Origin of the sequence: Anaerostipes hominis (ex Lee et al. 2021) (assembly GCF_002270485.1) — a bacterium.
GTDB lineage: Bacteria > Bacillota > Clostridia > Lachnospirales > Lachnospiraceae > Anaerostipes > Anaerostipes hominis.
Map to the genome: position 1 here is coordinate 83,922 of NZ_NQOG01000010.1, position 26,383 is coordinate 110,304.

Consider the following 26,383-nt stretch of genomic DNA (forward strand, 5'->3'; position numbering starts at 1 on the left):
AGTAGTGGAAATATTATAAAAATAGTATTATAATATAACAATAATATAATCAAATAATAATCAAAAGGAGTGCGTTATGGCAGGAAAAGTTGAAGTATGTTTTTATTGTGATCCAAACCATCAGGGCAGAAAGGATCTTATGATCGAAGTGGGTCAATGAAGGAGGTGCTTTTGCCATCGGAAACGATGAACCAAAATTCCTCACAGATGAAGAATATGAGACTATGATTGGTCAGCTAAAGAAGGAATTGAATATAAAATAATGATCGAAGCTGAACAGATTTTGATCCCCGGAGTCTCTTCAGCTTTTTATCTGCTTTCATACAGGCTTGTGAGAGAAAGGAGAATCACTTATACTGGTAGATAGAAACTGCGAGGGAGGCGGGAATCTTATGCAGAAGTGTTATACTACCGGTGAATTTGCCAAAAAGGCGAAAGTAACCATCCGGACCATTCGGTATTATGATAAAAAAGGCATTTTACAGCCGAGTTTCCGCAACGATGCCGGATACAGGATGTATACAGATCAGGACTTTTTAAAACTCCAAAAAGTGCTGTCTTTAAAATATCTGGGATTTTCCCTGGAAGAGATCAAAAATATGACCATTAACGATGACGTATCAGATATTACGAAATCTCTCCAGATGCAGGCGGATTTGCTGCACAAAAAAGCAGAGCATTTAAAGCTGATGGAAGAAGCTCTGCGAAAGACGACAAAAGTGATTGAAGAGACCAGCGAGGTAGACTGGAATGAGATTCTTGGCCTGATCCATATGACGAGTATGGAGCGGACGCTGGTAGAACATTATCAAAATTCCACGAATCTGGATATCAGGATCAGCCTGCACGACAGGTTTTCTGTAAATAAACAGGGGTGGTTTCCGTGGCTTTTTTCTCTTGTGGATTTCAAGGACGCAGGCGCAGTGCTTGAGGTCGGCTGCGGCAACGGGCAGATGTGGAAAAATGAAAAAACAAAAGAACTGTCCGGTCTGAAAGTCGTGCTATCCGATATCTCGGAGGGGATGCTGTCTGATGCCGAAAAGAATATTGAACAGGTGAAAGGACCTGATTTTTCGTTTCAGAGGTTTGACTGCCAGAACATACCGTTTTCTGACAAGAGCTTTGACAGGGTCATTGCAAATCATGTGCTGTTTTATGTTGGCAGTCTTCAAAAGGCATTGGAGGAAATACACAGAGTAATGAAAGATGACGGGATTTTTTACTGCAGCGCTTATGGAAAAGAACATATGAAAGAAGTTACTATGCTGGTCCAGGAATTTGATCCGCGTATCAGCTTGTCGGAAGTGAATCTTTTTGACATGTTTGGCCTTGAGGGAGGGGAAGCTGTCCTCAAAAGGTATTTTGCAGATGTGAAAAAGATTGAGTACGAGGATGCCCTGATCGTTACCGAGGCAGAGCCTCTGCTGGATTATATTCTTTCCTGCCATGGAAACCAGAATGAGATATTAAATGACCGTCAGATGGAATTTAAGGAGTTTCTCAAAAAGAAAATAGATACACAGGGGCAAGTAAAAATTACGAAACAGTCTGGTGTATTTGTATCGAAGAAAGCGAAATGATAAGAAAACAGATTTATACTGAAAATAAAGAAAGGAGCAAACTGCCCACATCGGTGGTTAGCCTCTGGGGTAAGAAATAAACCTACCTTGACTGGCAAAGTACAAAGGTAGGTTTATTTATGTTATAGGAAGCTCCTGCGGAACCTCCTATAACATAAAGGTGCTACGCGGGTTGTGCACGGATGCGTAAGGAAATTATTTGCTTTCGGCAATCATGAACATTCCAAACGTTATCATTAAAGATAAGACAATATATTTACAAAAAAGAAAATGTTTAGAATATAAAATCAAGTCTTGACGATTACGTTACGTCACCCACTATAATAACACTAACTGATAACGGACAAAGAGAAAGGGAATATTCATTATGAAAGGAATTATTTTAGCCGGCGGCTCCGGGACAAGGCTGTATCCGCTGACAATGGTGACGTCAAAGCAGCTGCTTCCGATCTATGACAAGCCGATGATTTATTATCCGCTGTCTGTGCTCATGGACGCAGGCATCAGGGAGATCCTGATCATTTCCACTCCGGATGATACCCCCCGGTTTGAGGCACTTTTAGGAGACGGACATCAGTTTGGTATCGAGCTTTCCTACGCGGTTCAGCTTTCACCGGACGGGCTTGCACAGGCATTTATCATTGGAGAAGAATTTATCGGTGATGACAATGTGGCTATGGTCCTGGGGGACAATATTTTTCATGGACACGGGCTCAGGAAACGTCTTCAGACTGCGGCCAACAAAAAGAGCGGGGCTACGGTATTCGGCTATTATGTAGATGACCCGGAGAGGTTCGGCATTGTAGAGTTTGATTCTGACGGAAAAGCGATCTCCATAGAAGAGAAGCCGGAACATCCAAAGTCCAACTACTGTGTGACGGGACTGTATTTTTATGACAACCGGGTTGTAGAGTACGCAAAAAACCTTGCGCCTTCGGACAGAGGTGAGTTAGAAATTACAGATCTGAATAAAATCTACCTGGAAAACGGAGAACTGGAAGTTACTCTGCTGGGACAGGGATTCACCTGGCTGGACACAGGGACACATGAATCCCTCGTGGAGGCGACCAACTTTGTCAAAACGGTGGAGACACATCAGCACAGAAAGATTGCATGCCCGGAGGAGATCGCATACCTTCAGCACTGGATCACCAGGGACCAGCTGTTAAAAGACATTGAGCCTCTGAAAAAGAACCAGTACGGACAATACCTTTTGGATGTAATGAATGGGAAATATATAGACAAGTAAGACGGGAGAAAACATTATGAAGATTTTAGTGACCGGCGGCGCCGGATTTATCGGAGGGAATTTTGTTCATCACATGGTGAATAAGTATTCGAATGATGAGATCGTGAATCTGGATCTGCTCACCTATGCAGGGAATCTGGAGACTTTAAAACCTGTGGAAGACAAGCCCAACTATAAGTTTGTAAAGGGAGATATCGCGGATGAGCCGTTTATCATGGACCTGTTTGAAAAAGAGCGTTTTGACATGGTCGTCAACTTTGCGGCGGAGAGCCATGTAGACCGCTCCATCACAGATCCGGGTATCTTTGTGACAACCAATGTAATGGGAACCAGAGTTCTTCTGGATGCCTCAAAAAAATACGGTGTAAAACGGTATCACCAGGTATCTACGGATGAAGTGTACGGGGATCTTCCTCTTGACCGTCCGGATTTGTTTTTTACGGAGGAGACACCTCTCCACACATCGAGTCCTTACAGCAGTTCCAAGGCCAGTGCAGACCTGTTTGTCCTGGCGTATTACCGCACATACGGACTCCCGGTGACAATTTCCAGATGCTCCAATAACTATGGACCATATCATTTCCCGGAAAAGCTGATTCCGCTCATCATAAGCAGGGCGCTGGCGGATGAGGAACTTCCGGTATACGGAAAAGGGGAGAATGTAAGAGACTGGCTCCATGTGTCTGATCACTGTGAAGCCATCGATCTGATCCTCCATAAAGGAAAACCGGGGGAAGTCTACAATGTAGGCGGACACAACGAACGCACAAACCTTGAGGTGGTGCAGACCATACTTAAAGCATTGGATAAGCCGGAAAGCCTGATCAAATTTGTGACAGACCGCCCGGGACACGATATGCGCTATGCCATCGACCCGACAAAGATAGAGACAGAGCTTGGATGGAAGCCAAAGTATACATTTGATACCGGTATACGTCAGACGATCGAGTGGTACTTAGACAACAAAGAATGGTGGCAGAATATTTTATCCGGTGAATATGCAAACTATTTTGAGAATCAGTATGGAAAAAGGTTAGAACAGGAGTAGCGTATGAGGGTATTAGTGACAGGGGCAGCCGGACAGCTGGGCCATGATGTCATGGACGAACTGAAAAAGAGAGGCCATGAGGGTATAGGTGTGGATGTACAGGAAATGGACATCACAGACGCCGAAAAAGTACGGCAGGTGGTCACGGAAGCGGATGTGGAAGCGGTGATTCACTGTGCCGCTTACACTGCCGTGGATGCGGCAGAAGACAATGTGGAGCTTTGCAGGAAGATCAATGCAGACGGGACCCGGAATATAGCCGAGGTATGCCGGGATCTTGATCTTAAAATGATGTACATCAGCACAGACTATGTGTTTGACGGACAGGGAGAAAGACCGTGGGAGCCGGATGATGAGAGGAATCCGCTGAACGTATATGGACAGACAAAGTATGAAGGCGAGCTGGCCATCGAAGAATTTCTGGACCGCTATTTTATTGTGAGGATTGCCTGGGTATTCGGAGTCAACGGGAAAAACTTCATTAAGACGATGCTGAACCTTTCAAAGAATCATGAAAGACTCACGGTTGTAAATGACCAGACGGGATCTCCCACTTATACTTTTGATCTGGCCAGACTCCTCGTGGATATGGCAGAGACAGACAAGTATGGAAGGTATCATGCTACCAACGAAGGGCTGTGTACCTGGTATGAGTTTGCCTGTGAGATATTTAAACAGGCGGGGATCGAAATTGAAGTGGTTCCGGTGGGCAGCAACGAATATCCGGCGAAGGCAAGGAGGCCGAAGAACAGCCGGATGAATAAGGAAAAGCTGACACAAAAGGGTTTTGAAAGGCTGCCTTCATGGCAGGATGCGCTTGCCAGGTATTTAAAAGAAATCGGATATTAGGAGGAACAGATGGGAAAGATTAAGGTTACAGACTGTGATATTGAAGGACTGCATATCATTGAGCCGGCAGTGTTTCCGGATGAGCGCGGATATTTCATGGAGACGTATAACCAAATGGATTTTGAAGAGGCAGGGCTTGGCATGACCTTTGTACAGGATAATCAGTCCATGTCAGTAAAGGGGGTCCTCAGGGGACTTCATTTTCAGAAACAGTATCCGCAGGGAAAGCTGGTGCGCGTCGTCCGTGGTAAGGTGTTTGATGTGGCGGTGGACCTGAGAAAAGATTCTCAAACTTACGGAAAGTGGTTTGGGGTAGAATTATCCGCAGAGAATAAAAAGCAGTTTTATATTCCGGAAGGGTTTGCCCATGGCTTCCTTGTCCTCTCAGAGGAGGCGGAATTTTGCTATAAGTGTACAGACTTTTACCACCCCGGAGATGAAGGTGGGATCAGGTGGGATGACCCTGACATCGGTATTAAATGGCCGCTTGAAGAGGGTACAGAGCTGGTGATCTCAGAAAAAGATCAAAAATGGTCCGGATTAAAGGACACTTTTAAGTTTTAAAAGATAGCTGTTATTATAGCAGTGTGATAGGAAATATAGACAAAAATATAGAAAAGCCGGCGTACGGGCTGACTGATATGCTCCCCTTATAGTAGTCAGATCAAATAAAAAACTGTCACGATAAGGAGGAGCATATTTTATGGGACAACATTCCAAATATTCTTTTGAAATGAAACTGTCCGCTGTCACAAAATATCTGGAAGGAAACACTTCGCTAGAAAGCATTGCCCGAAGTTTGGGGACAAAAGTATTGTTTCCATTTTGGTCATGTATTTGTATTTTTCTTTGTTCACAGCATACGGATCGGTAGAGTGCCTTGTGATAACAATATCTTTTGTGATGTCAAAGACTTCACCAGCAGGTAAATTCAACCCGGATAAAATACTGCCATTGTTTTTAGTTGATTTTAACCTGACGACATAGTCGAATAGTTTTTCTTCCACATGAGCAAAAAAATTGTAGTTTTCATAGCCTCTGTCAGCCGTAATGATAACAGGAAACCATTCCGGTAGACGTTCTGTCATAGTAACAACAGCTGCAAGCAGTCTATACCCTTTAAAAAGCTTGACATCTTGTGGAATAGAAGAAAATCTTTTAAAAAGTGTCGAAAAAGCTTCTGGCTTTATCTTTTGGCGTTGCTGAATGAACGCTGAAACAGAAGGAAAGTTGGAATCAAATTGAAAGTATTTGAGAAGTTCCTGTCCCAATGGAGCACTTCCCATAGATAAAATGAGTCTAATTACTGCGGAAAAACCAAGTTTTCGATGGCGTTTAAAATCCTTTTCTGGATTAACCGGTCCCCTCCTTTTGTTATTTTGGCGAAGTTTTGTAAAGTTTTATAAAGTTTTGTACTTTTTTGATGTGATTTGTTTCTCACATTGATTTTTCATTTATAGAGTAGTATAATAATAAGAATCATTAGGAATGAACAATCAATAAGTGCAGCGGTGATATGTCAATAGGTAATTGATAAAAAATGTGATTGTTTTTTGTCATAAATCCATAAAAATGGACACACCTACCCAAGCCCTGTCGACCAGTTTTTTTTAAATGAGCAGGGCGGACTCATCAGCAGATAGTAAAACTATTCTGCCGAACGATATAGACGATTGTCTTTGAGCAGTGCAAAGACCAACCGCACAAATTTACGGGCAGTTAATGCGAGTGCACGTTTGTGTTGATACCTGTTCACTTCCTTATATTTGGAGTGATAGAAGTTGCTGTACTCCGTGTCACATCTCACGAGAGACAAGGCGCCTTCACACAGGTAATATTTTAAAAGTCAGTTGCCGGATTGTATCTGTTTTGTGTTTTCAGCTTCAAAGTCACCAGACTGATGCTGTCTCCATGCAAGACCGGCATACTTACCGAGCTGTGATTGGCTCGGAAAACGGTTGATATCACCAATCTCCGCCATGATTCCGGCAGAAATAACGGGACCTATACCCGGAATGGATATCAACACATTTGACAGGAGTTCTGCTTGGGCGGTAATCTCCAAGATAAACCTCTTTGTTGATTCTACCGAAACGCAGGCAGTCAGGAATGATAAAGGAGTCCACATAATGATTCTTGGGCAGGTCATTGTATGCCTCTTTGAACTTTTTGACCTGCTTAGGATTGAGGACATGGATTTTCCGGTTGTAGGGTGTCAGAATGGCATCTTCCCTTAAGAAGTACACGAGATTGTCGCCATAAACAGAGGTGGCTTCGAGGCCGATAGTTACCGTGTCAAGGGAATGGGATGTTACAGAGGAAAAGATCCTTTTTACCATCTGAGCGGATCCGTCCTGCGAGTTAGCCACAGAGAAGTTGCTATGTTTACTGCCGTCAGGAAGCATCAGATAGACGACATTGGATTTGCTGCTCACATCAATACCGACGTAAAGTGGGTTCATGATATCACCTTCTTTCTATGTTGGATTTGAGTGTTCAATCGGCTTGGTAAAACCCATGATCACGGAGCATCGACACCCTCGCGTATAAGAATCCAGTCTGAGATGGATTGACGCGAACCATACTGCCAGATGGCAATCCATAGACTCAGACAAACAGCCAGCAGGTTTGAAGCTAACATCCGTGTCAGGGGAACAGACTCACTATGAAGCAACCATTTCTGGTTCAACAGGAGGTAACAGAACTATTACCTGATTGACACTAAGGAACAATTATACCATGGGCTTTACTAAGCCTATTGAACAAATTTTATTTAGTTATCAAGGTACATTTAATGTATCTAAAAGATATTATACGAGGAGGCATAGTAATGAGGAGAGAGACGCAGAGCAGGAAAAAGCACAAATCTGCTTACAAAAAGATTGGTGTACTTTTTTGTGCTTTTCTTTTGCTTATCATGAATATGTACCCGACCTGGGCATGTGATTTTGTTGCCAGCAATTATAACAGCGCTGACATTGAGTCCGTAGAAAATTCGGGAACGGAAACAGATGAAGAGGCATCTCCGGGTGTTTCGGAATCGGAAGATGAAGCTGTAGACACAGAGACACCGCCGGATGTTTCGGAATCAGAAGATGAGGGAGAACTTCCGGATTCCTCTGATGTAGAAGAAAATACGGGAGCTGATGAAGATGTATCTGAACCCGATGAGGGGGGCTCCGACACTGATGATGCGCTGGCATCTGGGCAGGATGATGAAAAGAGCAAACGTAAAGTTATGAAAGCCAGCGCGGAAGCTCGCGTATCAGCTGCAGAAAGCGGTTATGTTGTGACAGGCGGCGTTGAAGGCACAGACTACGAAGTTACCAATGCAGGTCAGGGTGGCAAGAATGTGCTGTTAATCAAAACGGACAAAAGTCTGACCATTAAAAATGCGAATCCAGCTGCAGCCAATGCCATCGGTATTCAAATTGCGCCGAATATTGAAGCGCATGTAACCCTGGCTGGCGTAAATATTCACAGTTATGCGCCGTTTAATTTGATGACGCCGACAGTATGTTACCTTACTCTGGCAGATGGAACGACAAATACTTTGGATGCGACAGGTTACGCAACTGCAGGGCTGCATTGCGGAGGTGGCTCTACTCTGTATATTGACGATAGTGTGCCAAACTGGGATACATATGGAGATATGGTAACACCGAAGAACGGCATGATCGGCGAGGATGTTACTTTGGCAAACGGCGACCAGTTAAAAGCCGGCGACTCTTTGCGCAGATTAAACAGTACGAATATCGGAAAACTGGTGGCAAGAGGCGGAGCTGCATCTGCCGGAATTGGTACAGGACCTATGGAAAACGGCGGCACCATGGTCTTTAATGGAGGCGACATTGATGCCAGAGGAACTACCGGCAGCGGACTTACTGATGCAGGCGCCGGCATCGGTATGGGAAGCGGAATAAAAAGACCAAGCTCCGGAGGTGACAAGGGCGCAAACGGGGGAACAATGATTTTCAATTCCGCCAAAGTTTATGCAAAGGGCGCTTATCATGCGGCAGGTATTGGAGCCGGATACAGCGCCGGCGCAGAATCACATCCGAAGCAGTGGGGCTCGGACCCGACCGACATAAGGAAAAACGGAACGGGCACCTGCGGTAATATCTTCATCAACGGAGGATATTTACAATCTGTGGGCGGCGCGCACGGAAATGCGTTTGGCGGCGCCTGCGGAACAACAGCTACAGGCAATACCATTAAGGTAACCGGAGGCACATTGCTTCCATATTCAGTAAGCGGCTGGAATGATATCGGCGGCGCCGGCGGAACGGTTATCGTTTCCGGCGGATCCGTAAACGGCGGAAAATTCCAAAGCAGTGACGGGAAAGCCTATGCAGATGATGCAAAGACAACAGAAGTAAAGATGGTTACCATTGACCTTGGTGGTGAAAAGGTTGGCGACCAGCCTCTCGGTGAGCGAGATGATGATATTGAAGAATGGGATTTATCTATCGGCGGCGCAAACTATCCTTACGGCGCGCCAAGTAAAACCGATAAAGGCAAGCTGTATCTATGGTTGCCGGCATCAGCTGCAGGCAAAGAAATCAAGGTTGATTTTGCAATATTCGATGGAACAGACAAGGTTTCATTTGAACCGTTTTATGTACCGGAAGTAGGCGACGGAAATACTGAGCTGAAGCGATATGTAGATTTTACGCTGCCGGAAGATTATGCGAAGAATCTCGTTAAAAAATATGACGGAAAACCTTTCGGAACATTAGATTTGACAAGCTATAATGACGGAAAAGGTATTTATACAGGGAAAAAAGACAATAAGTACTTACTCGATAACACGAAGATGGAGTATTCCTACCTGCAGTATGATAAGGAAATTGGAGCTGCCATTCCGAATACCGGAGGAGACCAGAGCCTGTCAGATGCAGGATATTATCTGTTGACTGTGACTTCTGGCGAATTTACTAAACCAGGCAGCGATTTTGCTAAGAGTTACTGGGGACATCGTGCAACTGGCTTTGCGGAGATTCAAAAAGTAAATTCAAAAACAACGATTAGCGCGACGAGAGCCGTAGTAGGCACAGAGTCGAGCAACACGATCGAGATTGTTGCGGACATTGTCAGCGCTGATGATACTGCTGTAACTTGTGGATATCCAACCGGCGAAGCGCAGTTTTATATTGACGGAAAGCCGTTAGGAAAACCGGTTAAGTTAGATCCTGACAGCAAAGACAATCCGGCTGAGATGACGGTTTCCCAAGAGAAAAAAGAAGACGAACGCAATCACACGGTGATAACCTATCATTATGTACCAAGCGCGGACGACTCCTGGATTCTGGATCCTATCGCAGGCAATAAACATAAAATCGAAATAAAGTATACACCTGACAAGAACTATTATGAAAGCAAAGCGTCAGCATCGCCGGATATTATTATCGTTCCGATTGACAATGCAAACTTTAAGGTAGAAGATGCAACTGATAAAGCGGTGAAAGTACAGATTCGGGATAAAGATACTTTAACCAAGAATTTTGATGATTTACTTGCGCATAAAGACGGCTATTACTACTTCCCGCTGGATATTACAACAGACAGTAAAGCGCCGTTTGAGTTTAGTTTTGTCAAAGGAGACAAGAACCTTGCGGAAATTATAGAAGAAAAGCAGCTGGACGGCAGCAAGCTGTACTATGTGAAAGTAAAGGGCAGCGGTACTGTAGACATTCAAGTGAAACAGCCTGCAACCAGCGCATATAAGGAAAGCAAACTGACTTTCACCTTAAAAGTCCCTCTTTACCATGGAAGCCCTGTGCCGGAAACTACAAAGAAAGCTGTGAATCTGTATTATCCGGACAAACCGGTAAAAGCCGGGGACACCATCAAGTATACGATTTCTACAACTAATAAAAAAATCGGTACAGTCTGGACGAATGTTATCGTATGGGATAAACTTCCGGAAATGCTGGAACTGCAGAAGGGCACCATCAAGTTACATAAGCCTGACGGCACAATCCAGATGATCCCGGACAACTATTTTGATGAAACCACCAGAATCCTAAAAGTACCTGCTGCAGATCAGGTTATGGGCGGTGAAGTTTATCAGGTAACCTTCCTGGCAAAAGTAGCAGACAGCTATACAGACGCGCAGAAAAACGAACTCAAGAATATCGCAACCGCATCCGGTTATGAATACAGTGGTGATCCGGATGATCAGGATGAAGTAAAACCGGGAGATTTTGATCCGGAGGATTATGACAAGCCGACGGGAACACCGGATGGCACGACAGGGATTACACCGGGAGATGATATCGAGGGCAAGCCGGGAAATCCCGCATATCCGGACGACGATGATAAAGACTATCCGGGACAGGGAACGCCAAGCGCGCCGTCACTGCCTGAAGAAATCGTTCCGGAAAGCCCGACCGAAGCAGATCTTACGCTTGTAAAAAATGCTGAAAATACTACAAGAGAGTCAGGAAAAGCAAGACCTGGTGATGTAATCAAGTACACGATTACAATCAGGAATACAATGCTGGGCAGCGTGTGGTATAATGCGGCAATTGTCGATCCGCTTCCGGCAGGGCTGGAACTGGATTCTACACAGCCGATTACTGTCATGAGAGATGGAAAAACAGTAAAAGAACTGCATAATGATACCGGAAAAAGAAATGATGGTTATGACGATAAAGAAAAGACGGTCGGTGTTTATGTAGGTGATCTTTACGGCGCTGAAAGTGCAACGGTAGAGTTTTATGCAATCGTAGGCACGGGAGAAGTGAAGAATATTGCAAAAGCATCCGGATTAACACCGGACGAAAAAGAAAAAACAGATACGCCTAAGGATCCGGGAACTCCAAAGGAGCCGGCAGATCAAGATCATCCAAACGATGGTGAATTAAAGCCTGAATCCAAACCGGTATCGCCGGAGAAACCGACTATACCGATTTTCCCGGAAGATCCAGACAATCCGGATAACCCGGACGATCCTGATAGTCCAGACAACCCGGACAAACCAACGGGACCACAGGGCGGCATCAATATTGACACAGATGGTGACGGCATTCCGGACATTAACATCGACATAGACGGTGACGGCGTTCCGGATATCAACATTGATACAGATGGTCACGGAAAAGCAGATATCAACATTGATACAGACGGTGACGGTATTGCGGACACCAATATTGATACCAATGGCAACTGGATTGCAGACGCCAACATTGTACAGACCTCTGACAGAAATAATTTGTTAGGATATGTATTGTTACTGGTTGGTACAGCTGGCGCTCTGATTGCAGTTTTGAAAAGGCGGAAATGTTAAAAATTGTTTTTATGAGAAAGCGGCCCTACTTTTGGTCAATGTCATTAAGTTAAGGTGGCATTGAGTAAACTGCTCTCAAAAAAACAAAAAACGGATATATCAAAGAAAAGGGTATGTCCGTTTTTTTAATATATTTTCTTCTATTCCACAAGATGTCAAGCTTTTTAAAGGGTATAGACTGCTTGCAGCTGTTGTTACTATGACAGAACGTCTACCGAAATGGTTTCCTGTTATCATTACGGCTGACAGAGGCTATGAAAACTACAATTTTTTTGCTCATGTGGAAGAAAAACTACTCGACTATGTCGTCAGGTTAAAATCAACTAAAAACAATGGCAGTATTTTATCCGGGTTGAATTTACCTGCTGGTGAAGTCTTTGACATCACAAAAGATATTGTTATCACAAGGCACTCTACCGATCCGTATGCTGTGAACAAAGAAAAATACAAAAACATGACCAAACAGGCAAGATTTGACTTTATTCCCAGCAGCAAGTACCCTGACTATGAAATGTCTATCCGTTTTTTGTTTTTTTGAGAGCAGTTTGCTCAATGCCACCTTAACTTAATGACATTGCATAGTATACTGCCTCCTTTTTTCTCTGTTTAACAGAGGTAAAGTTTTACATAACGAACTTTCTCTTGAAAAAGGGCATAGACTAAAGGAAAGAAGTGAATACAAAAGTTGACTTTTTCCATAGAAAAATGTACGATTAATTTCGGATGTCTTATATTGACAAGGTTTAAAATGGAGTTTATACTATTTCATATAATACATACCAAAAAAGTATGAAATGTAGAAGGGACATAAAATGGATTGGTTATTTATAGAACGAAACATACCTCTCTATATAGAGGCAACGAAACTGACGTTGGGAATCGGGGCTCTGGGCGTCGTGCTGTCAGTGATGATCGGATTCTTGTGTTCTATGGTCCGTTATTATAGAGTTCCTGTGCTGAACAGGGTTGTAGGAATTTATATAGAGCTTTCCAGAAATACGCCTCTGCTGATCCAGCTGTTTTTTCTGTACTATGGACTGCCCAAGATCGGAATTAAATTAAATGCTTTTGTCATCGCTGTGATCGGGCTGACGTTTCTCGGTGCCAGCTATATGTCAGAGGCTTTCCGCGGAGGGCTGGAGGCGGTCAATAAGATCCAGGAAGAATCCGGTTTGAGCATCGGGCTTACAAAGCCTCAGCTGATGCGTTATATTATACTGCCGCAGGCTTTGGCCATCGCCATGCCGTCGGTGGGGGCCAATGTGATCTTTCTTCTGAAGGAGACCTCGGTGTTCAGTGCAATTGCTCTTGCGGACCTTATGTTTGTGGCGAAAGACTTAATTGGCATGTATTATAAAACAAATGAAGCACTGTTTATGCTCGTCGTTGCATATTTAATCATTTTGCTTCCGATATCGGTTATTTTCAGTGTGTTAGAAAGGAAGGCTCGGTATGCTGGCTTCGGGAATTAATATTTTATTTGAAGGACAGAATATGGCACGGCTCATGTCCGGTTTGGCTGTGACCATTAAGATTGCCCTGATCGCAGTCGTGCTTTCATTGATATTCGGGGTGATATTCGGGATCATCATGACCTCAAAGAATTTAATTGTAAAAGCGGTCTGCCGGTTTTATCTTGAGGCTATCCGTATCATTCCGATTCTGGTGTGGCTGTTTTTATTTTACTTCGGACTCACAAGGGCCATGGGAATCCATCTGGAAGGTGAGTTTATCTCCATTGTAGTGTTTACCATGTGGGGAACTGCAGAGATGGGAGATATCGTGCGGGGAGCCGTGACTTCCATGCCAAAGCATCAGACGGAGAGCGGCCTGTCCCTGGGACTTACGAAAATGCAGATCTACCGCTACATTTTAGTTCCGCAGACCGTAAGAAGAGTACTTCCCGGTGCGATAAATCTTGCCACAAGGATGGTGAAAACGACATCACTCGTCGTGATCATCGGCGTGGTGGAGGTGCTGAAAGTCGGACAGCAGATCATTGAAGGAGGTATTTTAAATACGCCTGCGGCACCGCTCTGGGTCTATGGATTTATATTTTTCTTATACTTCATCCTCTGCTATCCGATTTCCATCGTGGCTAAGAGGCTGGAAGCAAAATGGCAAAGTTAGGAGTTAGCAAATGGGAAATGAGTTATTGAAGATCAGTCATCTGAAAAAAGCATTTGGGGAGACAGAGGTATTAAAAGATATCTCTTTTGATATAAATAAGGGAGAGGTAGTCGTTATACTGGGGCCTTCCGGATGCGGAAAGAGCACACTGCTTCGGTGTATCAACGGACTGGAAGAATTTCAGGACGGAGAGATCAGCCTGGACGGGCAGAGCCTTTCGGACGGGAAGGTGCCGTGGCATCTGATCCGCCAGAAGATCGGTATGGTATTTCAAAGTTATGATCTTTTTCCCCACATGACCATTCTGGACAATATCCTTCTCGGTCCTACGAAAGCACAGAAAAGAGACTCTAAAGAGGTAAAAGAGATGGCAGTTGCCCTGCTCAAAAGAGTCGGACTGGAAGAGAAGAAGGATGCCTACCCGAGACAGCTGTCCGGCGGACAGAAGCAGAGAGTCGCCATCGTCAGATCTCTCTGTATGAATCCGGAGATCATGCTGTTTGACGAAGTGACAGCAGCGTTAGATCCGGAGATGGTCAGGGAGGTCCTTGATGTTATGCTGGAACTGGCAAAGCAGGGAATGACGATGGCGATCGTGACCCACGAGATGCAGTTTGCGAAGGCTGTGGCTGACCGGGTGATCTTCATTGACGAGGGACGCATTGTGGAAGAAAATACTCCGAGAGAGTTTTTTGAACATCCGCAGACAGAACGGGCAAAGAAGTTTTTAAACATGTTTAATTTTGAGGAGATGAAAAAAGATGAAGAAATTTAGCAGGATCTTAGTAGTACTGGCAGTTCTCAGCATGGCTATGGGGCTGATGACGGGCTGCGGAAACAAAAAATCAGAAAAAAGCGACAATCAGTCTTCTGTAGAACAGATTAAGAAGAACGGGAAGATCAAGGTCGGTGTATTCAGTGACAAACCGCCGTTCGGATATGTAGATAAAAACGGAAAGAATCAGGGATACGATGTTGTACTTGCCCACCGTCTCGCAAAAGATTTGCTCGGAGATGAAAACAAGGTGGAATTTGTGCTGGTAGAAGCGGCGAGCCGTGTGGAATTCTTACAGAGCAACAAGGTAGACGTGATCCTCGCAAACTTTACGGTCACTGACGAGAGAAAAGAAGTCGTGGATTATGCACTTCCATATATGAAAGTTTCTCTCGGTGTGGTTTCTCCAAACGGAAAAGTTATTACCGATGTAAAACAGTTAAAAGGAAAGAAGCTGATCGTCAACAAGGGAACCACTGCGGAGACTTATTTCACACAGAAGTATCCGGATATTGAGCTTTTAAAATATGATCAGAATACGGAAGCTTTCAACGCATTAAAGGACGGCAGAGGAGCCGCGCTGGCACATGACAATACACTGGTATATGCATGGGCAAGGGAGAATAAAGGATTTACCACTGGGATCAAATCTCTCGGCGAACATGATTTTATCGCACCGGCTGTCAAAAAGGGAAATGATGATCTGAAGAGCTGGATCGATGATGAGATTACCAAACTTACGAAGGAAGGATTCTTTGAGAAGGACTATAAGAAGACCCTGCTTCCGGTTTACGGAAAGACGGTTGAGGCTGACACAGTTATCATGAACGAAAAAGAATTAAAAGAATATAAGTAAGACAAAGACCGATCAGGAAACTCCGGAGAGTGTCCTGGTCGGTTTCTTTGCTGAGTTCCTGCATGAAATATTTTGGAGTCACAAGTATAGGGAAGAACTATGACCTGACGGAGGTGTTGCCGGAATAAATTACGGAACCTCAGGAAACACAATAAATATAAAAAAACTGGTTGACGTTTTCGGCACCATATGATATATTACTAAAAGTATCACTGCCGAAGACAGCAGGTGCCGTATGGCGTAACGAAGAACGGCCTGCCGAGGATGATAATTAGTATTGGACTAATTGTGTCTTTTGTCTTGCGGACAAAAGACTTTTTTTATATTCAGATCCACGCGGCGGTACACTAAAATAAATCAAGGAGGTGCACCATTTCATCATGGCAAAAGTAGAATTAAAACAACCTATCGTTAACGAAATCAAAGAATTGCTTACAGATGCTCAGTCAGCAGTTTTAGTTTCTTACCGCGGTATCTCTGTAGAAGAAGATACAGCAATGCGTAAGGAATTAAGAGAAGCAGGTGTAGAGTACAAGGTATACAAAAATACAATGATTCGTTTTGCGGTAAAAGATACGGAATTCGAACCGTTGACTGCTGACCTTACCGGACCGACTGCGATGGCTGTTTCCAAAACAGACGCAACTGCACCGGCAAGGATCTTGGCAAAATACGCAAAGAACATTGAAGTATTCAACCTGAAATCTGCAGTTGTAGAAGGAACATTCTACGACAAAGACGGCGTACAGGTTATCGCAAGCATTCCGTCAAGAGACGAATTACTTGCGAAATTCCTCGGAAGCATTCAGTCTCCGATTACCAACTTTGCTCGTGTTATTAAACAGATCGCAGAGAAAGACGGAGAAGCTCCGGCAGAAGAAGCAACAGAAGCTGCTGAATAATCGACGGTTTACATTAAATTAATTATTAGGAGGAAATAAAAATGACAACTCAGGAAATCATTGAAGTTATTAAAGGTTTATCAGTATTAGAATTAAATGAATTAGTAAAAGCATGCGAAGAAGAATTCGGTGTATCTGCAGCAGCAGGTGTTGTAGTAGCAGCAGGCGGAGCAGCAGACGGTGCAGCAGCTGAAGAAAAAGATGAATTCGACGTAGAGCTTACAGAGATCGGCGGAGCTAAGGTTAAAGTTATCAAAGTCGTTCGTGAAGTAACTGGCTTAGGATTAAAAGAAGCAAAAGAATTAGTTGACGGAGCTCCTAAAGTGATCAAAGAAGCTGCATCTAAAGCAGAAGCAGAAGATATCAAAGCTAAATTAGAGGGCGAAGGGGCAAAAGTAACTTTAAAATAGTTCTTTGTTCAATATCTAATGTAAGAAAACTTCATGAAAGAATCGGACTGGTTTGGCCAGCCGATTCTTTTTGCGTCTATTGAAATTTGTGCTTGACATGGCATAGACACTGTGGTATTATTAAGCGATGCTTTAATATGGGATTGTATGCCCATAGCCAAGCCTTTTTTTCGTTATATAAATTGTGAGAGATTCGCACAATCAGAAGTAGTATATAAACCATGTAGAAATCAAGAGGTGAACACGTCCATGGAAAAAAACAGAATTCAACCAATGAAATCGGGTACGAGCATAAGGATGAGTTATGCGAGACAAGATGACGTCTTGGAAGTACCGAACCTTATTGAAATTCAAAAGGACTCTTACAACTGGTTCTTGGGGGAAGGACTCAAAGAGGTATTTGAGGACATTTCTCCAATTGGGGATTACAGCGATCAGCTTAGCCTGGAATTCATCGATTTTAAGCTGTGCAGGGATGATATCAAGTATTCCATCGAAGAGTGTAAGGAGAGGGATGCCACATATGCCGCTCCGATGAAGGTGAAAGTAAGACTTCATAATAAGGAAACGGATGAAATCAAACAGCACGACATTTTCATGGGCGACTTACCTTTGATGACAGATACAGGTACATTTGTGATCAACGGAGCGGAACGTGTTATTGTCAGTCAGCTGGTGCGTTCTCCGGGTATCTACTATGGAATTGCCCACGATAAGATCGGTAAGAAATTATACTCTGCCACAGTGATTCCAAACCGTGGTGCATGGCTTGAGTACGAGACAGACTCCAATGACATTTTCAATGTGCGTGTGGACCGTACAAGGAAAGTGCCGATCACTGTATTGATCCGTGCCCTCGGAATCGGAACCAATGCAGAGATCAAAGAATTATTCGGAGAAGAGCCGAAGATTCTTGCGAGTATGGAGAAAGATCCGTCTGACAACTATGAGGACGGTTTATTAGAGTTATACAAAAAGATCCGTCCGGGTGAGCCTTTGTCTGTGGACAGTGCAGAGAGCCTGATCAACAGCATGTTCTTTGACCCGAGACGCTATGATCTGGCAAAAGTAGGACGCTACAAGTTCAATAAAAAGCTGGCATTCAGGAACCGCATCACAGGCCATATGTTGGCAGAGGATGTGATCGATACTTCCACAGGGGAGATCCTTGCGGAAGCGGGAACAGAAGTTACGCTGGAACTGGCGGATAAGATCCAGAATGCCGCTGTTCAGAGTGTGCTGATCCAGACCGAATTCGGCAATACAAAAGTATTATCTAATATGACCGTAAACCTGGCCGAATATGTAGACTTTGATCCGGAAGAACTTGGCATCCACGAGAATGTATTTTACCCTGTGCTGGAGAAGATTCTGGCAGAAGGTTTAAGCGGTGACGAATTAAAAGCGGCAGTGAAAAAGAACATTCACGACCTGATTCCGAAACACATTACAAAGGAAGATATTTTAGCTTCTATTAACTATAATATGCATCTGGAATACGGCATCGGAAACCATGATGATATTGACCACTTAGGCAACCGCCGTATCAGAGCGGTGGGAGAACTGCTGCAGAACCAGTACCGAATCGGTCTTTCCAGGCTGGAAAGAGTTGTCCGAGAGAGAATGACGACCCAGGATATCGAGACCATCACACCTCAGTCTCTGATCAATATTAAACCGGTGACCGCGGCAGTGAAGGAGTTCTTCGGAAGCTCCCAGCTTTCTCAGTTCATGGATCACAACAATCCGCTGTCTGAGCTGACACATAAGCGTCGTCTGTCTGCATTGGGTCCTGGAGGATTGTCCAGAGACCGTGCAGGATTCGAGGTGCGTGACGTACACTACTCCCATTATGGAAGAATGTGTCCGATCGAGACCCCGGAAGGTCCGAACATCGGTCTGATCAACTCTCTGGCGACCTATGCAAGGATCAACGAGTATGGATTTATTGAGGCTCCATATCGTGTATTGGATAAGACGGATCCTGAGAATCCGGTCGTTACGGACAATGTTGTATACCTTACCGCGGATGAAGAAGATAATTTTGTTGTAGCTCAGGCGAATGAGCCTCTGGATGAGGACGGACATTTCGTTCACGCCCATGTATCCGGCCGTTTCCGCGAAGATACTTCAGAATTCGATAAAGCAAATCTGGATCTGATGGATGTATCCCCTAAGATGGTATTCTCAGTGGCTACGTCAATGATCCCGTTCCTTGAAAATGACGATGCGAACCGTGCGCTGATGGGGTCCAACATGCAGCGTCAGGCTGTTCCGCTGCTCTCTACAGAGGCACCTGTGGTGGGAACCGGTATGGAGTCCAAGGCTGCCTTTGACTCCGGCGTATGTATCGTGGCCAAGAACGACGGAGTGGTAGAGAAATCCACCAGCACAAAAATCATTGTGCGCAGAGACTCCGACGGCGGCAAAGACATTTACAATGTAATCAAATTTGCAAGGAGCAACCAGGGGAACTGTATGAACCAGCGTCCGATCGTTTTCGAGGGGGACCGTGTGAAAAAGGATGATATCCTGGCAGACGGAGCGTCCACAAAGAGCGGAGAGATGGCTCTTGGCAAAAACCCTCTGATTGGATTTATGACCTGGGAAGGTTATAACTACGAGGATGCCGTCCTGTTAAGCGAGCGCCTGGTACAGGAAGATGTGTATACTTCTGTTCACATCGAAGAGTATGAGGCAGAAGCCCGTGATACGAAACTTGGACAAGAAGAGATCACAAGGGACCTGGCAGGCTTAAGCGAAGACGTATTAAAAGACCTGGATGAAAACGGTATTATCCGTATCGGAGCAGAAGTCCGTGCGGGAGACATCTTAGTCGGAAAAGTAACTCCGAAGGGAGAGACAGAACTGACGGCGGAGGAACGCCTGCTCCGTGCCATCTTCGGTGAGAAGGCAAGGGAAGTCAGAGACACCTCTTTAAGGGTTCCTCACGGAGCTTACGGTGTCGTTATGGATACCAAGATCTTTACAAGAGAAAACGGAGACGAACTGCCTCCTGGAGTAAATAAAACAGTCCGTGTCTATATCGCACAGAAGAGAAAGATTTCTGTGGGAGATAAGATGGCCGGCCGTCACGGTAACAAGGGTGTTATTTCCCGTATCCTTCCGGTGGAGGATATGCCGTACCTTCCGAACGGACGTCCGCTGGATATCGTGTTGAACCCGCTGGGTGTGCCATCACGTATGAACATCGGGCAGGTGCTGGAGATCCATCTGTCCCTTGCGGCAAAAGTATTAGGATTTAACGTTGCAACTCCGGTATTCAACGGAGCTGACGAGGATGATATTGCTGTCACACTGGAAATGGCCAATGATTTTGCCAACACCAGCTGGGAAGATTTCGAGGCGAAATGGAAAGACCGCGTTGACGATAAAGTGATTGAATATTTAAGAGAAAATCAGGATCACAAAAAGGATTGGGAAGGCGTGCCGTTCGACAGAACCGGAAAAGTAAGGCTGAGAGACGGACGTACCGGTGAAGAGTTTGACAGCCCTGTTACGATCGGATTCATGCACTACCTGAAACTCCACCATTTGGTTGATGATAAGATCCATGCACGATCAACAGGACCGTACTCTCTGGTTACTCAGCAGCCGCTGGGAGGTAAGGCGCAGTTCGGCGGACAGCGCTTCGGAGAGATGGAAGTTTGGGCCCTGGAAGCATATGGGGCATCCTATACACTGCAGGAGATCCTGACAGTGAAATCCGATGATGTCATCGGACGTGTGAAGACATACGAAGCGATCATCAAAGGCGATAACATTCCTGAGCCGGGTATTCCGGAATCCTTCAAGGTATTGCTGAAAGAATTTCAGTCTCTGGCATTAGATGTCAAGGTACTCGATGAAAATGCGGAGGAAGTCGAGATCAAGGAAAATGTAGACCTGGCTGACACCAATCAGGATCTGAAACCGATGATCGAAGGCGACAGCGTATTTAATAATTATGAAGAAAACGAAGATTCCCTGGGAGCTTTAGGATTTAAAGAGGGGAACTTTGAAGATGGCGAAGACACTACTATTTCATAGAAGTGCAGATATAAGGAAGGAGCAACCTTAATGATAGGATCAAGCAACGAATATTCAAATCATAAAATTGCCTTTGATGCAATTAAGATCGGGTTGGCTTCCCCGGAAAAGATCCGAGAGTGGTCCAGGGGAGAAGTAAAAAAACCTGAAACCATCAATTATCGTACCTTGAAGCCTGAAAAAGACGGTCTTTTCTGTGAGAAGATATTCGGGCCGAGCAAAGACTGGGAGTGTCACTGCGGTAAATATAAAAAAATCAGATATAAAGGTGTTGTCTGTGACCGATGCGGAGTTGAGGTGACAAAAGCCAACGTCCGCCGTGAGCGTATGGGACACATCGAACTGGCAGCTCCGGTTTCCCATATCTGGTACTTCAAAGGGATTCCGAGCCGTATGGGACTGATCTTGGATATTTCTCCGAGAAGTCTCGAAAAAGTATTGTATTTCGCCTGCTATATTGTGCTGGACGCAGGAGAGACGGATCTGGCTTACAAACAAGTATTGACAGAAAAAGAATACAGAGATGCCTATGATAAATACGGCAGTTCTTTCCGCGTGGGAATGGGAGCCGAATCTATTAAGGAACTGCTGGAGGCCATCGACCTTCCGGCAGAGGCAAAATCTTTAAAAGACGAATTTAAGACGGCCACAGGACAGAAAAGGGCAAGAATCGTAAAACGCCTGGAAGTCGTAGAAGCCTTCTTAAACTCTGAAAATAATCCTGAGTGGATGATCCTTGATGTAGTACCGGTCATTCCTCCGGATATCCGTCCGATGGTACAGCTGGACGGAGGACGTTTTGCTACTTCTGACCTGAATGACCTTTACAGAAGGATCATCAACAGAAATAACCGTCTGAAACGTCTGCTGGAACTCGGGGCTCCGGATATCATTGTGAGAAATGAGAAACGTATGCTTCAGGAAGCGGTAGATGCATTGATCGATAACGGCCGCCGCGGACGTCCGGTTACAGGACCGGGTAACCGTGCGCTGAAATCCCTTTCCGATATGCTGAAAGGTAAACAGGGACGTTTCCGCCAGAACCTGCTCGGAAAACGTGTTGACTACTCAGGACGTTCTGTTATCGTCGTCGGGCCGGAACTGAAAATTTACCAGTGCGGTCTTCCGAAAGAGATGGCCATCGAGCTGTTTAAACCGTTTGTAATGAAAGAGCTGGTGGAGAGAAAACTTTCCCATAATATAAAATCTGCCAAGAAGATGGTAGAGAAGCTCCAGCCGGAGGTTTGGGATGTGCTGGAAGATGTCATCAAAGAACATCCGGTTATGCTGAACCGTGCACCGACACTGCACAGACTTGGTATCCAGGCGTTTGAGCCGATCTTAGTAGAAGGTAAGGCAATTAAGCTGCATCCGTTGGTATGTACCGCTTACAATGCCGATTTCGACGGTGACCAGATGGCTGTCCATCTGCCTCTGTCCGTGGAAGCACAGGCTGAGTGCCGTTTCCTTCTGCTGTCACCGAACAATCTGCTGAAACCTTCCGACGGAGGTCCGGTAGCCGTTCCTTCACAGGATATGGTTCTCGGTATTTACTATCTGACTCTGGAAAAAGAGGGAGATAAGGGAGAAGGCAAATACTTTAAATCAGAAAATGAGGCATTTCTTGCCTACGAGAATAAAGCTATTACCCTGCACGCAAGGATCAATGTAAGGCGTACAAAGGTTGACAAAGACGGAAATAAGATTTCCAAGGTCGTACAGTGTACACTCGGAAGAATTTTATTTAACGAGATCATCATGCAGGATCTGGGATTTGTAGACAGATCCAATCCGGAAAACGCACTGGATTTAGAGATCGACTTCCATGTAGGAAAGAAACAGTTAAAACAGATCCTCGACAAATGTATCAATATCCACGGCGCTACAAAGACGGCCGAAGTGCTTGACGATATCAAGGCACTGGGATACAAATACTCTACAAGAGGAGCCCTGACCGTTTCTATTTCAGACATGACAGTGCCGGAAGAGAAAAAGGAAATTCTTGCAGGAGCACAGGATCAGGCTGAGTTCATCAACAATCAGTTCAAACGCGGTCTCATGACAGAAGAAGAGCGCTACAAAGCGGTTGTCAAGACATGGTTTGACGCCGATGATGTCCTGACTGACAAACTGATCACAGGATTAGATAAATATAACAATATTTTCATGATGGCCGATTCCGGAGCCCGTGGTTCCAATCAGCAGATCAAACAGCTGGCCGGTATGCGTGGGCTGATGGCCGATACGTCAGGACGTACCATCGAACTGCCGATCAAGTCCAATTTCCGTGAAGGTCTGGACGTACTGGAATACTTTATCTCCGCTCATGGTGCGAGAAAGGGACTTTCCGATACGGCCTTAAGAACTGCCGATTCAGGTTATCTGACAAGACGTCTTGTAGACGTATCGCAGGATCTGATCATCAGGGAAGCAGACTGTGGACTGGATGCGGACGGACAGATTCCGGGCATGTATGTGGAGGCGTTCATGGACGGACAGGAAGTCATCGAAAGTCTTCAGGACCGAATCACAGGGCGTTATGCCGCAGAAGAGATCAAACATCCTGAGACAGGAGAAGTTCTTGTAAAGTCAAATCACATGATCACTCCGAGAAGGGCCAAGACCGTTATCGATGCAGGTCTTACAAAGGTCAAGATCAGGACGATGCTGACCTGTCAGTCACAGGTGGGATGCTGTGCAAAATGCTACGGTTCCAACATGGCTACCGGTCAGGCGGTACAGGTGGGAGAGGCAGTCGGTATCATCGCGGCCCAGTCCATCGGTGAGCCTGGTACACAGCTGACCATGCGTACGTTCCATGCCGGAGGAGTTGCAGGTGATGATATCACACAGGGTCTTCCGCGTATCGAAGAGCTCTTCGAGGCAAGAAAGCCGAAAGGTCTTGCCATCATCTCTGAGTTTGCAGGAAAAGTGCAGATCAAAGATACGAAGAAGAAGCGGGAAGTTGTCATCACCAACAAAGAAACCGGAGATATGAAGGCCTATCTGATTCCTTACGGTTCCAGGCTGAAAGTCATGGAAGGACAGGAAGTGGAAGCCGGAGACGAGCTGACCGAAGGTTCTGTCAATCCGCATGACATCTTAAAGATTAAAGGTATCCGCGCTGTTCAGGATTACATGATCCGTGAAGTGCAGAGAGTATACCGTCTGCAGGGTGTAGATATCAACGACAAGCACGTAGAAGTCATCGTCCGCCAGATGCTGAAGAAAGTCCGCATCGAAGAAGGTGGAGACAGCGACTACCTGCCTGGCGCCATGATTGACGTGCTGGAATTTGAAAAGACAAACAGGGAGCTGGAAGAGAGAAACTTAGAGACTGCGAAGGCAGAACAGATTATCCTCGGTATTACCAAGGCATCTCTTGCCACAGACTCTTTCTTATCCGCAGCGTCATTCCAGGAGACCACGAAAGTCCTCACCGATGCGGCTATCAAAGGAAAGGTCGATCCATTGGTCGGATTGAAGGAAAATGTTATCCTCGGAAAACTGATCCCGGCAGGAACCGGAATGAAACGGTACCGCAATGTAAAAATTAACACAGAGGAAGAAGAACTGACACTCGAAGACGAAATCGATTTCGAATAAGGTCTTAAAAGCTCCCGTCCCTGCACTTTGCAGGGACGGGAGCTTTCTGAATAAAGAATAACTATTTTGTAAAAATAAAAAGCCTTACGGATTTTCAGAGATGCAAACTGAAAATCCGTAAGGCTTTTTTGTATTATTTTCATTTCTTAATTGTTTTTGGATTTACTCGGTCTTGTTTTGGCTTTCCAGCCTGATTTTACTCAAATAGCGATAAATGCTGGCCGGAGAGCAGGATAGTTTTTGTGCAATAATGGGGACTACACCCTTAAGCATAAAAAGGCCTTTCTCATCCAGGAGCTGAAGAATCTTTAATTTTTCTGTCTGAGTCAATCGGTCTGCAGGAACCTGCAAGGTGTTTACAACCGATAATAGCGCATCTTCGGTAGCGGCAGAGATACTGTTATAAAAAGTTTCCTGTTCGCTATCTCCGTTATCCGAGGCTAACGGAGTTGTATTGATGGCGATATTTTGGGTGACGTACTTATTGGGATGGCATAAAGCAAAGACTTGTTCGGAAATATCCCGGAAGCGGCTATCATCAAAGTTAATGCACAGCAATCCTATCAGTTTACCTTGACCGTCTTTGATATACAAGGTAGAACAGCGCAGGATTTTGCCATTAGCAGACTGACCCCTGTAATTCAACTTCCAGTCTTGAGTTGTATAGGATTTTTCTGCAATTGTCTGCATTGCCATATTGGTCAAGGGGGCATCCATATCACGACCGCTGATGTGTTTATTGGCGATAGCTATAATGGCAGGCTGCTTGAGTGTCAAATCATGAAGTACAATTTCATAATCGGGACCCAGAGTATTCCCTAAAAATTTGACCAATGGTATATAGTGGCGAAGGATATCGTTTGTCATTTATTTCACTTCCTAGCGTTCATTAAATTGTAGTCATTATACCATTTCTGCGAAGGAGAGGCAATAAAAAATTCTCAATAATAATAAAGTTAGAACGATGATAGTTGTCCAAACGAGGGGAATTTGCACAAATTTTGTGAAAAAAATAAAGAAAAATATAATAATGTGACAAAAAATGTTGACAATAAAATATTATACTGATAATATTTTATTATAATTAAGGAGGTGACATATGAAACGGGTTATTAGTACAAACAAAGCACCTGCAGCCATTGGACCATATTCGCAGTGCATTGCAGCAGGAGGAATCGTAATTACGTCCGGTCAATTACCGATTGATCCGGATACCGGTACATTTCCTCAAGGCATTGAAGCACAGACCAGACAATCTCTGATGAATTGTAAAAATGTTCTGGAAGCAGCCGGTGTTTCTATGGATCATGTAATTAAGACAACAGTTTTTCTCAGTGATATGAATCATTTTGCAGTTTTCAACACTGTGTATGCAGATTTTTTTGCAAATAGCTGTCCGGCTCGCAGTGCTGTGGAAGTTGCCAGGCTGCCTAAGGATGCATTGGTAGAGATTGAATGTATTGCCATAGGATAAAGACCAAGTTACAGTTGATTGAATAATTTATGTTTAATAATCTCTCGGAATCCTGAGTGATTATTATCGGCAACAGCCGAGAAACGTACTTTGAAAAGTAAATATTATTTAAAACAGAAAAAAGAACATAGAAAATAGACATAACTGTCGCTATGCCTGAAAA

Annotated in this window: 20 protein-coding genes and 1 other annotated feature; of the genes, 16 read left to right on the plus strand and 4 right to left on the minus strand. The window is 44.7% G+C overall.

Annotated features, from left to right (window positions below; translation table 11 throughout):
* Positions 1-392 precede the first annotated feature (392 nt).
* The 5 genes from CI597_RS10700 to rfbC all read left to right on the plus strand — a co-directional run bounded on the left by CI597_RS10700 (position 393) and on the right by rfbC (position 5,290).
* Complete coding sequence (locus CI597_RS10700) at positions 393-1,580, plus strand: MerR family transcriptional regulator (RefSeq protein WP_024729136.1); 1,188 nt, start codon at positions 393-395, stop codon at positions 1,578-1,580.
* Positions 1,581-1,947: 367 nt separating this feature from the next.
* On the plus strand, positions 1,948-2,829 hold the full coding sequence (gene rfbA, locus CI597_RS10705) for a glucose-1-phosphate thymidylyltransferase RfbA (protein ID WP_024729137.1): 882 nt from the start codon (positions 1,948-1,950) through the stop codon (positions 2,827-2,829).
* 16 nt (positions 2,830-2,845) lie between these two features.
* Positions 2,846-3,877 carry a dTDP-glucose 4,6-dehydratase gene (gene rfbB, locus CI597_RS10710; RefSeq protein ID WP_024729138.1) on the plus strand — a complete coding sequence of 344 codons (1,032 nt, stop codon included), beginning with the start codon at positions 2,846-2,848 and terminating at the stop codon, positions 3,875-3,877.
* A 3-nt stretch (positions 3,878-3,880) separates the two neighbouring features.
* Positions 3,881-4,726 (plus strand): dTDP-4-dehydrorhamnose reductase, encoded by an 846-nt coding sequence (rfbD, locus tag CI597_RS10715; protein ID WP_024729139.1) that lies wholly within the window; start codon positions 3,881-3,883, stop codon positions 4,724-4,726.
* Between the two features lie 9 nt (positions 4,727-4,735).
* Positions 4,736-5,290 (plus strand): dTDP-4-dehydrorhamnose 3,5-epimerase, encoded by a 555-nt coding sequence (rfbC, locus tag CI597_RS10720; protein ID WP_024729140.1) that lies wholly within the window; start codon positions 4,736-4,738, stop codon positions 5,288-5,290.
* Positions 5,291-5,475: 185 nt separating this feature from the next.
* Here rfbC and CI597_RS10725 read toward each other — a convergent pair whose 3' ends face one another.
* From CI597_RS10725 to CI597_RS18565, 3 genes are all read right to left on the minus strand, one after another.
* Positions 5,476-5,997, minus strand: a complete 522-nt coding sequence (locus CI597_RS10725) for a hypothetical protein (RefSeq protein ID WP_095142945.1) — start codon at positions 5,995-5,997, stop codon at positions 5,476-5,478.
* Between the two features lie 575 nt (positions 5,998-6,572).
* Positions 6,573-6,707 (minus strand): IS110 family transposase, encoded by a 135-nt coding sequence (locus CI597_RS19475; RefSeq protein WP_235824604.1) that lies wholly within the window; start codon positions 6,705-6,707, stop codon positions 6,573-6,575.
* Positions 6,691-7,188 (minus strand): IS110 family transposase, encoded by a 498-nt coding sequence (locus CI597_RS18565; RefSeq protein WP_024729141.1) that lies wholly within the window; start codon positions 7,186-7,188, stop codon positions 6,691-6,693. The genes CI597_RS19475 and CI597_RS18565 overlap by 17 nt, the downstream gene beginning before the upstream one ends.
* Before the next feature lie 368 nt (positions 7,189-7,556).
* Here CI597_RS18565 and CI597_RS10735 point away from each other — a divergent pair, with 368 nt between their 5' ends.
* From CI597_RS10735 to rpoC, 10 genes are all read left to right on the plus strand, one after another.
* Positions 7,557-12,017 (plus strand): DUF11 domain-containing protein, encoded by a 4,461-nt coding sequence (locus CI597_RS10735; protein WP_158221718.1) that lies wholly within the window; start codon positions 7,557-7,559, stop codon positions 12,015-12,017.
* Between the two features lie 199 nt (positions 12,018-12,216).
* Positions 12,217-12,555, plus strand: a complete 339-nt coding sequence (locus tag CI597_RS10740; protein WP_095142947.1) for a hypothetical protein — start codon at positions 12,217-12,219, stop codon at positions 12,553-12,555.
* Positions 12,556-12,829: 274 nt separating this feature from the next.
* Complete coding sequence (locus tag CI597_RS10745) at positions 12,830-13,489, plus strand: amino acid ABC transporter permease (RefSeq protein ID WP_024729143.1); 660 nt, start codon at positions 12,830-12,832, stop codon at positions 13,487-13,489.
* Positions 13,470-14,147 (plus strand): amino acid ABC transporter permease, encoded by a 678-nt coding sequence (locus CI597_RS10750; RefSeq protein WP_024729144.1) that lies wholly within the window; start codon positions 13,470-13,472, stop codon positions 14,145-14,147. The genes CI597_RS10745 and CI597_RS10750 overlap by 20 nt, the downstream gene beginning before the upstream one ends.
* Before the next feature lie 10 nt (positions 14,148-14,157).
* Positions 14,158-14,922 carry an amino acid ABC transporter ATP-binding protein gene (locus tag CI597_RS10755; protein ID WP_024729145.1) on the plus strand — a complete coding sequence of 255 codons (765 nt, stop codon included), beginning with the start codon at positions 14,158-14,160 and terminating at the stop codon, positions 14,920-14,922.
* Entirely contained in the window at positions 14,909-15,778 is an 870-nt protein-coding gene (locus tag CI597_RS10760; protein ID WP_024729146.1) for a cysteine ABC transporter substrate-binding protein, read from the plus strand. Before CI597_RS10755 ends, CI597_RS10760 begins: the two co-directional genes overlap by 14 nt.
* 197 nt (positions 15,779-15,975) lie before the next feature.
* Positions 15,976-16,108: a sequence feature (ribosomal protein L10 leader region), on the plus strand.
* A gap of 50 nt (positions 16,109-16,158) precedes the next feature.
* A complete protein-coding gene (rplJ, locus tag CI597_RS10765; RefSeq protein WP_024729147.1) occupies positions 16,159-16,680 on the plus strand; it encodes a 50S ribosomal protein L10 in 522 nt (173 codons plus the stop codon).
* Between the two features lie 41 nt (positions 16,681-16,721).
* Positions 16,722-17,090, plus strand: a complete 369-nt coding sequence (rplL, locus tag CI597_RS10770) for a 50S ribosomal protein L7/L12 (protein WP_024729148.1) — start codon at positions 16,722-16,724, stop codon at positions 17,088-17,090.
* A gap of 249 nt (positions 17,091-17,339) precedes the next feature.
* Positions 17,340-21,140, plus strand: a complete 3,801-nt coding sequence (locus tag CI597_RS10775) for a DNA-directed RNA polymerase subunit beta (RefSeq protein WP_024729149.1) — start codon at positions 17,340-17,342, stop codon at positions 21,138-21,140.
* Positions 21,141-21,170: 30 nt separating this feature from the next.
* Positions 21,171-24,746, plus strand: a complete 3,576-nt coding sequence (gene rpoC / locus CI597_RS10780; RefSeq protein ID WP_024729150.1) for a DNA-directed RNA polymerase subunit beta' — start codon at positions 21,171-21,173, stop codon at positions 24,744-24,746.
* Positions 24,747-24,908: 162 nt separating this feature from the next.
* Here the strand turns inward: rpoC and CI597_RS10785 are convergent, their stop codons facing one another.
* Positions 24,909-25,613: a helix-turn-helix transcriptional regulator gene (locus CI597_RS10785; RefSeq protein ID WP_024729151.1), complete on the minus strand. Its 705-nt coding sequence runs from the start codon at positions 25,611-25,613 to the stop codon at positions 24,909-24,911.
* 232 nt (positions 25,614-25,845) lie between these two features.
* On the opposite strand from CI597_RS10785, the gene CI597_RS10790 reads away from it, so the two are divergent.
* Positions 25,846-26,220 carry a RidA family protein gene (locus CI597_RS10790; RefSeq protein ID WP_024729152.1) on the plus strand — a complete coding sequence of 125 codons (375 nt, stop codon included), beginning with the start codon at positions 25,846-25,848 and terminating at the stop codon, positions 26,218-26,220.
* The last annotated feature ends 163 nt before the right edge of the window (positions 26,221-26,383 follow it).

Bases quoted from the DNA above. Each gene is read 5' to 3' on its own strand.
- CI597_RS19475 (WP_235824604.1), bottom strand. From the start codon at position 6,707: ATGGCGGAGATTGGTGATATCAACCGTTTTCCGAGCCAATCACAGCTC.
- CI597_RS10775 (WP_024729149.1), top strand. From the start codon at position 17,340: ATGGAAAAAAACAGAATTCAACCAATGAAATCGGGTACGAGCATAAGG.
- CI597_RS10700 (WP_024729136.1), top strand. From the start codon at position 393: ATGCAGAAGTGTTATACTACCGGTGAATTTGCCAAAAAGGCGAAAGTA.
- rplJ (WP_024729147.1), top strand. From the start codon at position 16,159: ATGGCAAAAGTAGAATTAAAACAACCTATCGTTAACGAAATCAAAGAA.
- CI597_RS18565 (WP_024729141.1), bottom strand. From the start codon at position 7,188: ATGAACCCACTTTACGTCGGTATTGATGTGAGCAGCAAATCCAATGTC.
- CI597_RS10790 (WP_024729152.1), top strand. From the start codon at position 25,846: ATGAAACGGGTTATTAGTACAAACAAAGCACCTGCAGCCATTGGACCA.
- CI597_RS10735 (WP_158221718.1), top strand. From the start codon at position 7,557: ATGAGGAGAGAGACGCAGAGCAGGAAAAAGCACAAATCTGCTTACAAA.
- CI597_RS10750 (WP_024729144.1), top strand. From the start codon at position 13,470: ATGCTGGCTTCGGGAATTAATATTTTATTTGAAGGACAGAATATGGCA.
- CI597_RS10755 (WP_024729145.1), top strand. From the start codon at position 14,158: ATGGGAAATGAGTTATTGAAGATCAGTCATCTGAAAAAAGCATTTGGG.
- rplL (WP_024729148.1), top strand. From the start codon at position 16,722: ATGACAACTCAGGAAATCATTGAAGTTATTAAAGGTTTATCAGTATTA.
- rfbC (WP_024729140.1), top strand. From the start codon at position 4,736: ATGGGAAAGATTAAGGTTACAGACTGTGATATTGAAGGACTGCATATC.
- rfbD (WP_024729139.1), top strand. From the start codon at position 3,881: ATGAGGGTATTAGTGACAGGGGCAGCCGGACAGCTGGGCCATGATGTC.
- CI597_RS10740 (WP_095142947.1), top strand. From the start codon at position 12,217: ATGACAGAACGTCTACCGAAATGGTTTCCTGTTATCATTACGGCTGAC.
- CI597_RS10745 (WP_024729143.1), top strand. From the start codon at position 12,830: ATGGATTGGTTATTTATAGAACGAAACATACCTCTCTATATAGAGGCA.
- rfbB (WP_024729138.1), top strand. From the start codon at position 2,846: ATGAAGATTTTAGTGACCGGCGGCGCCGGATTTATCGGAGGGAATTTT.
- CI597_RS10760 (WP_024729146.1), top strand. From the start codon at position 14,909: ATGAAGAAATTTAGCAGGATCTTAGTAGTACTGGCAGTTCTCAGCATG.
- rpoC (WP_024729150.1), top strand. From the start codon at position 21,171: ATGATAGGATCAAGCAACGAATATTCAAATCATAAAATTGCCTTTGAT.
- CI597_RS10785 (WP_024729151.1), bottom strand. From the start codon at position 25,613: ATGACAAACGATATCCTTCGCCACTATATACCATTGGTCAAATTTTTA.
- rfbA (WP_024729137.1), top strand. From the start codon at position 1,948: ATGAAAGGAATTATTTTAGCCGGCGGCTCCGGGACAAGGCTGTATCCG.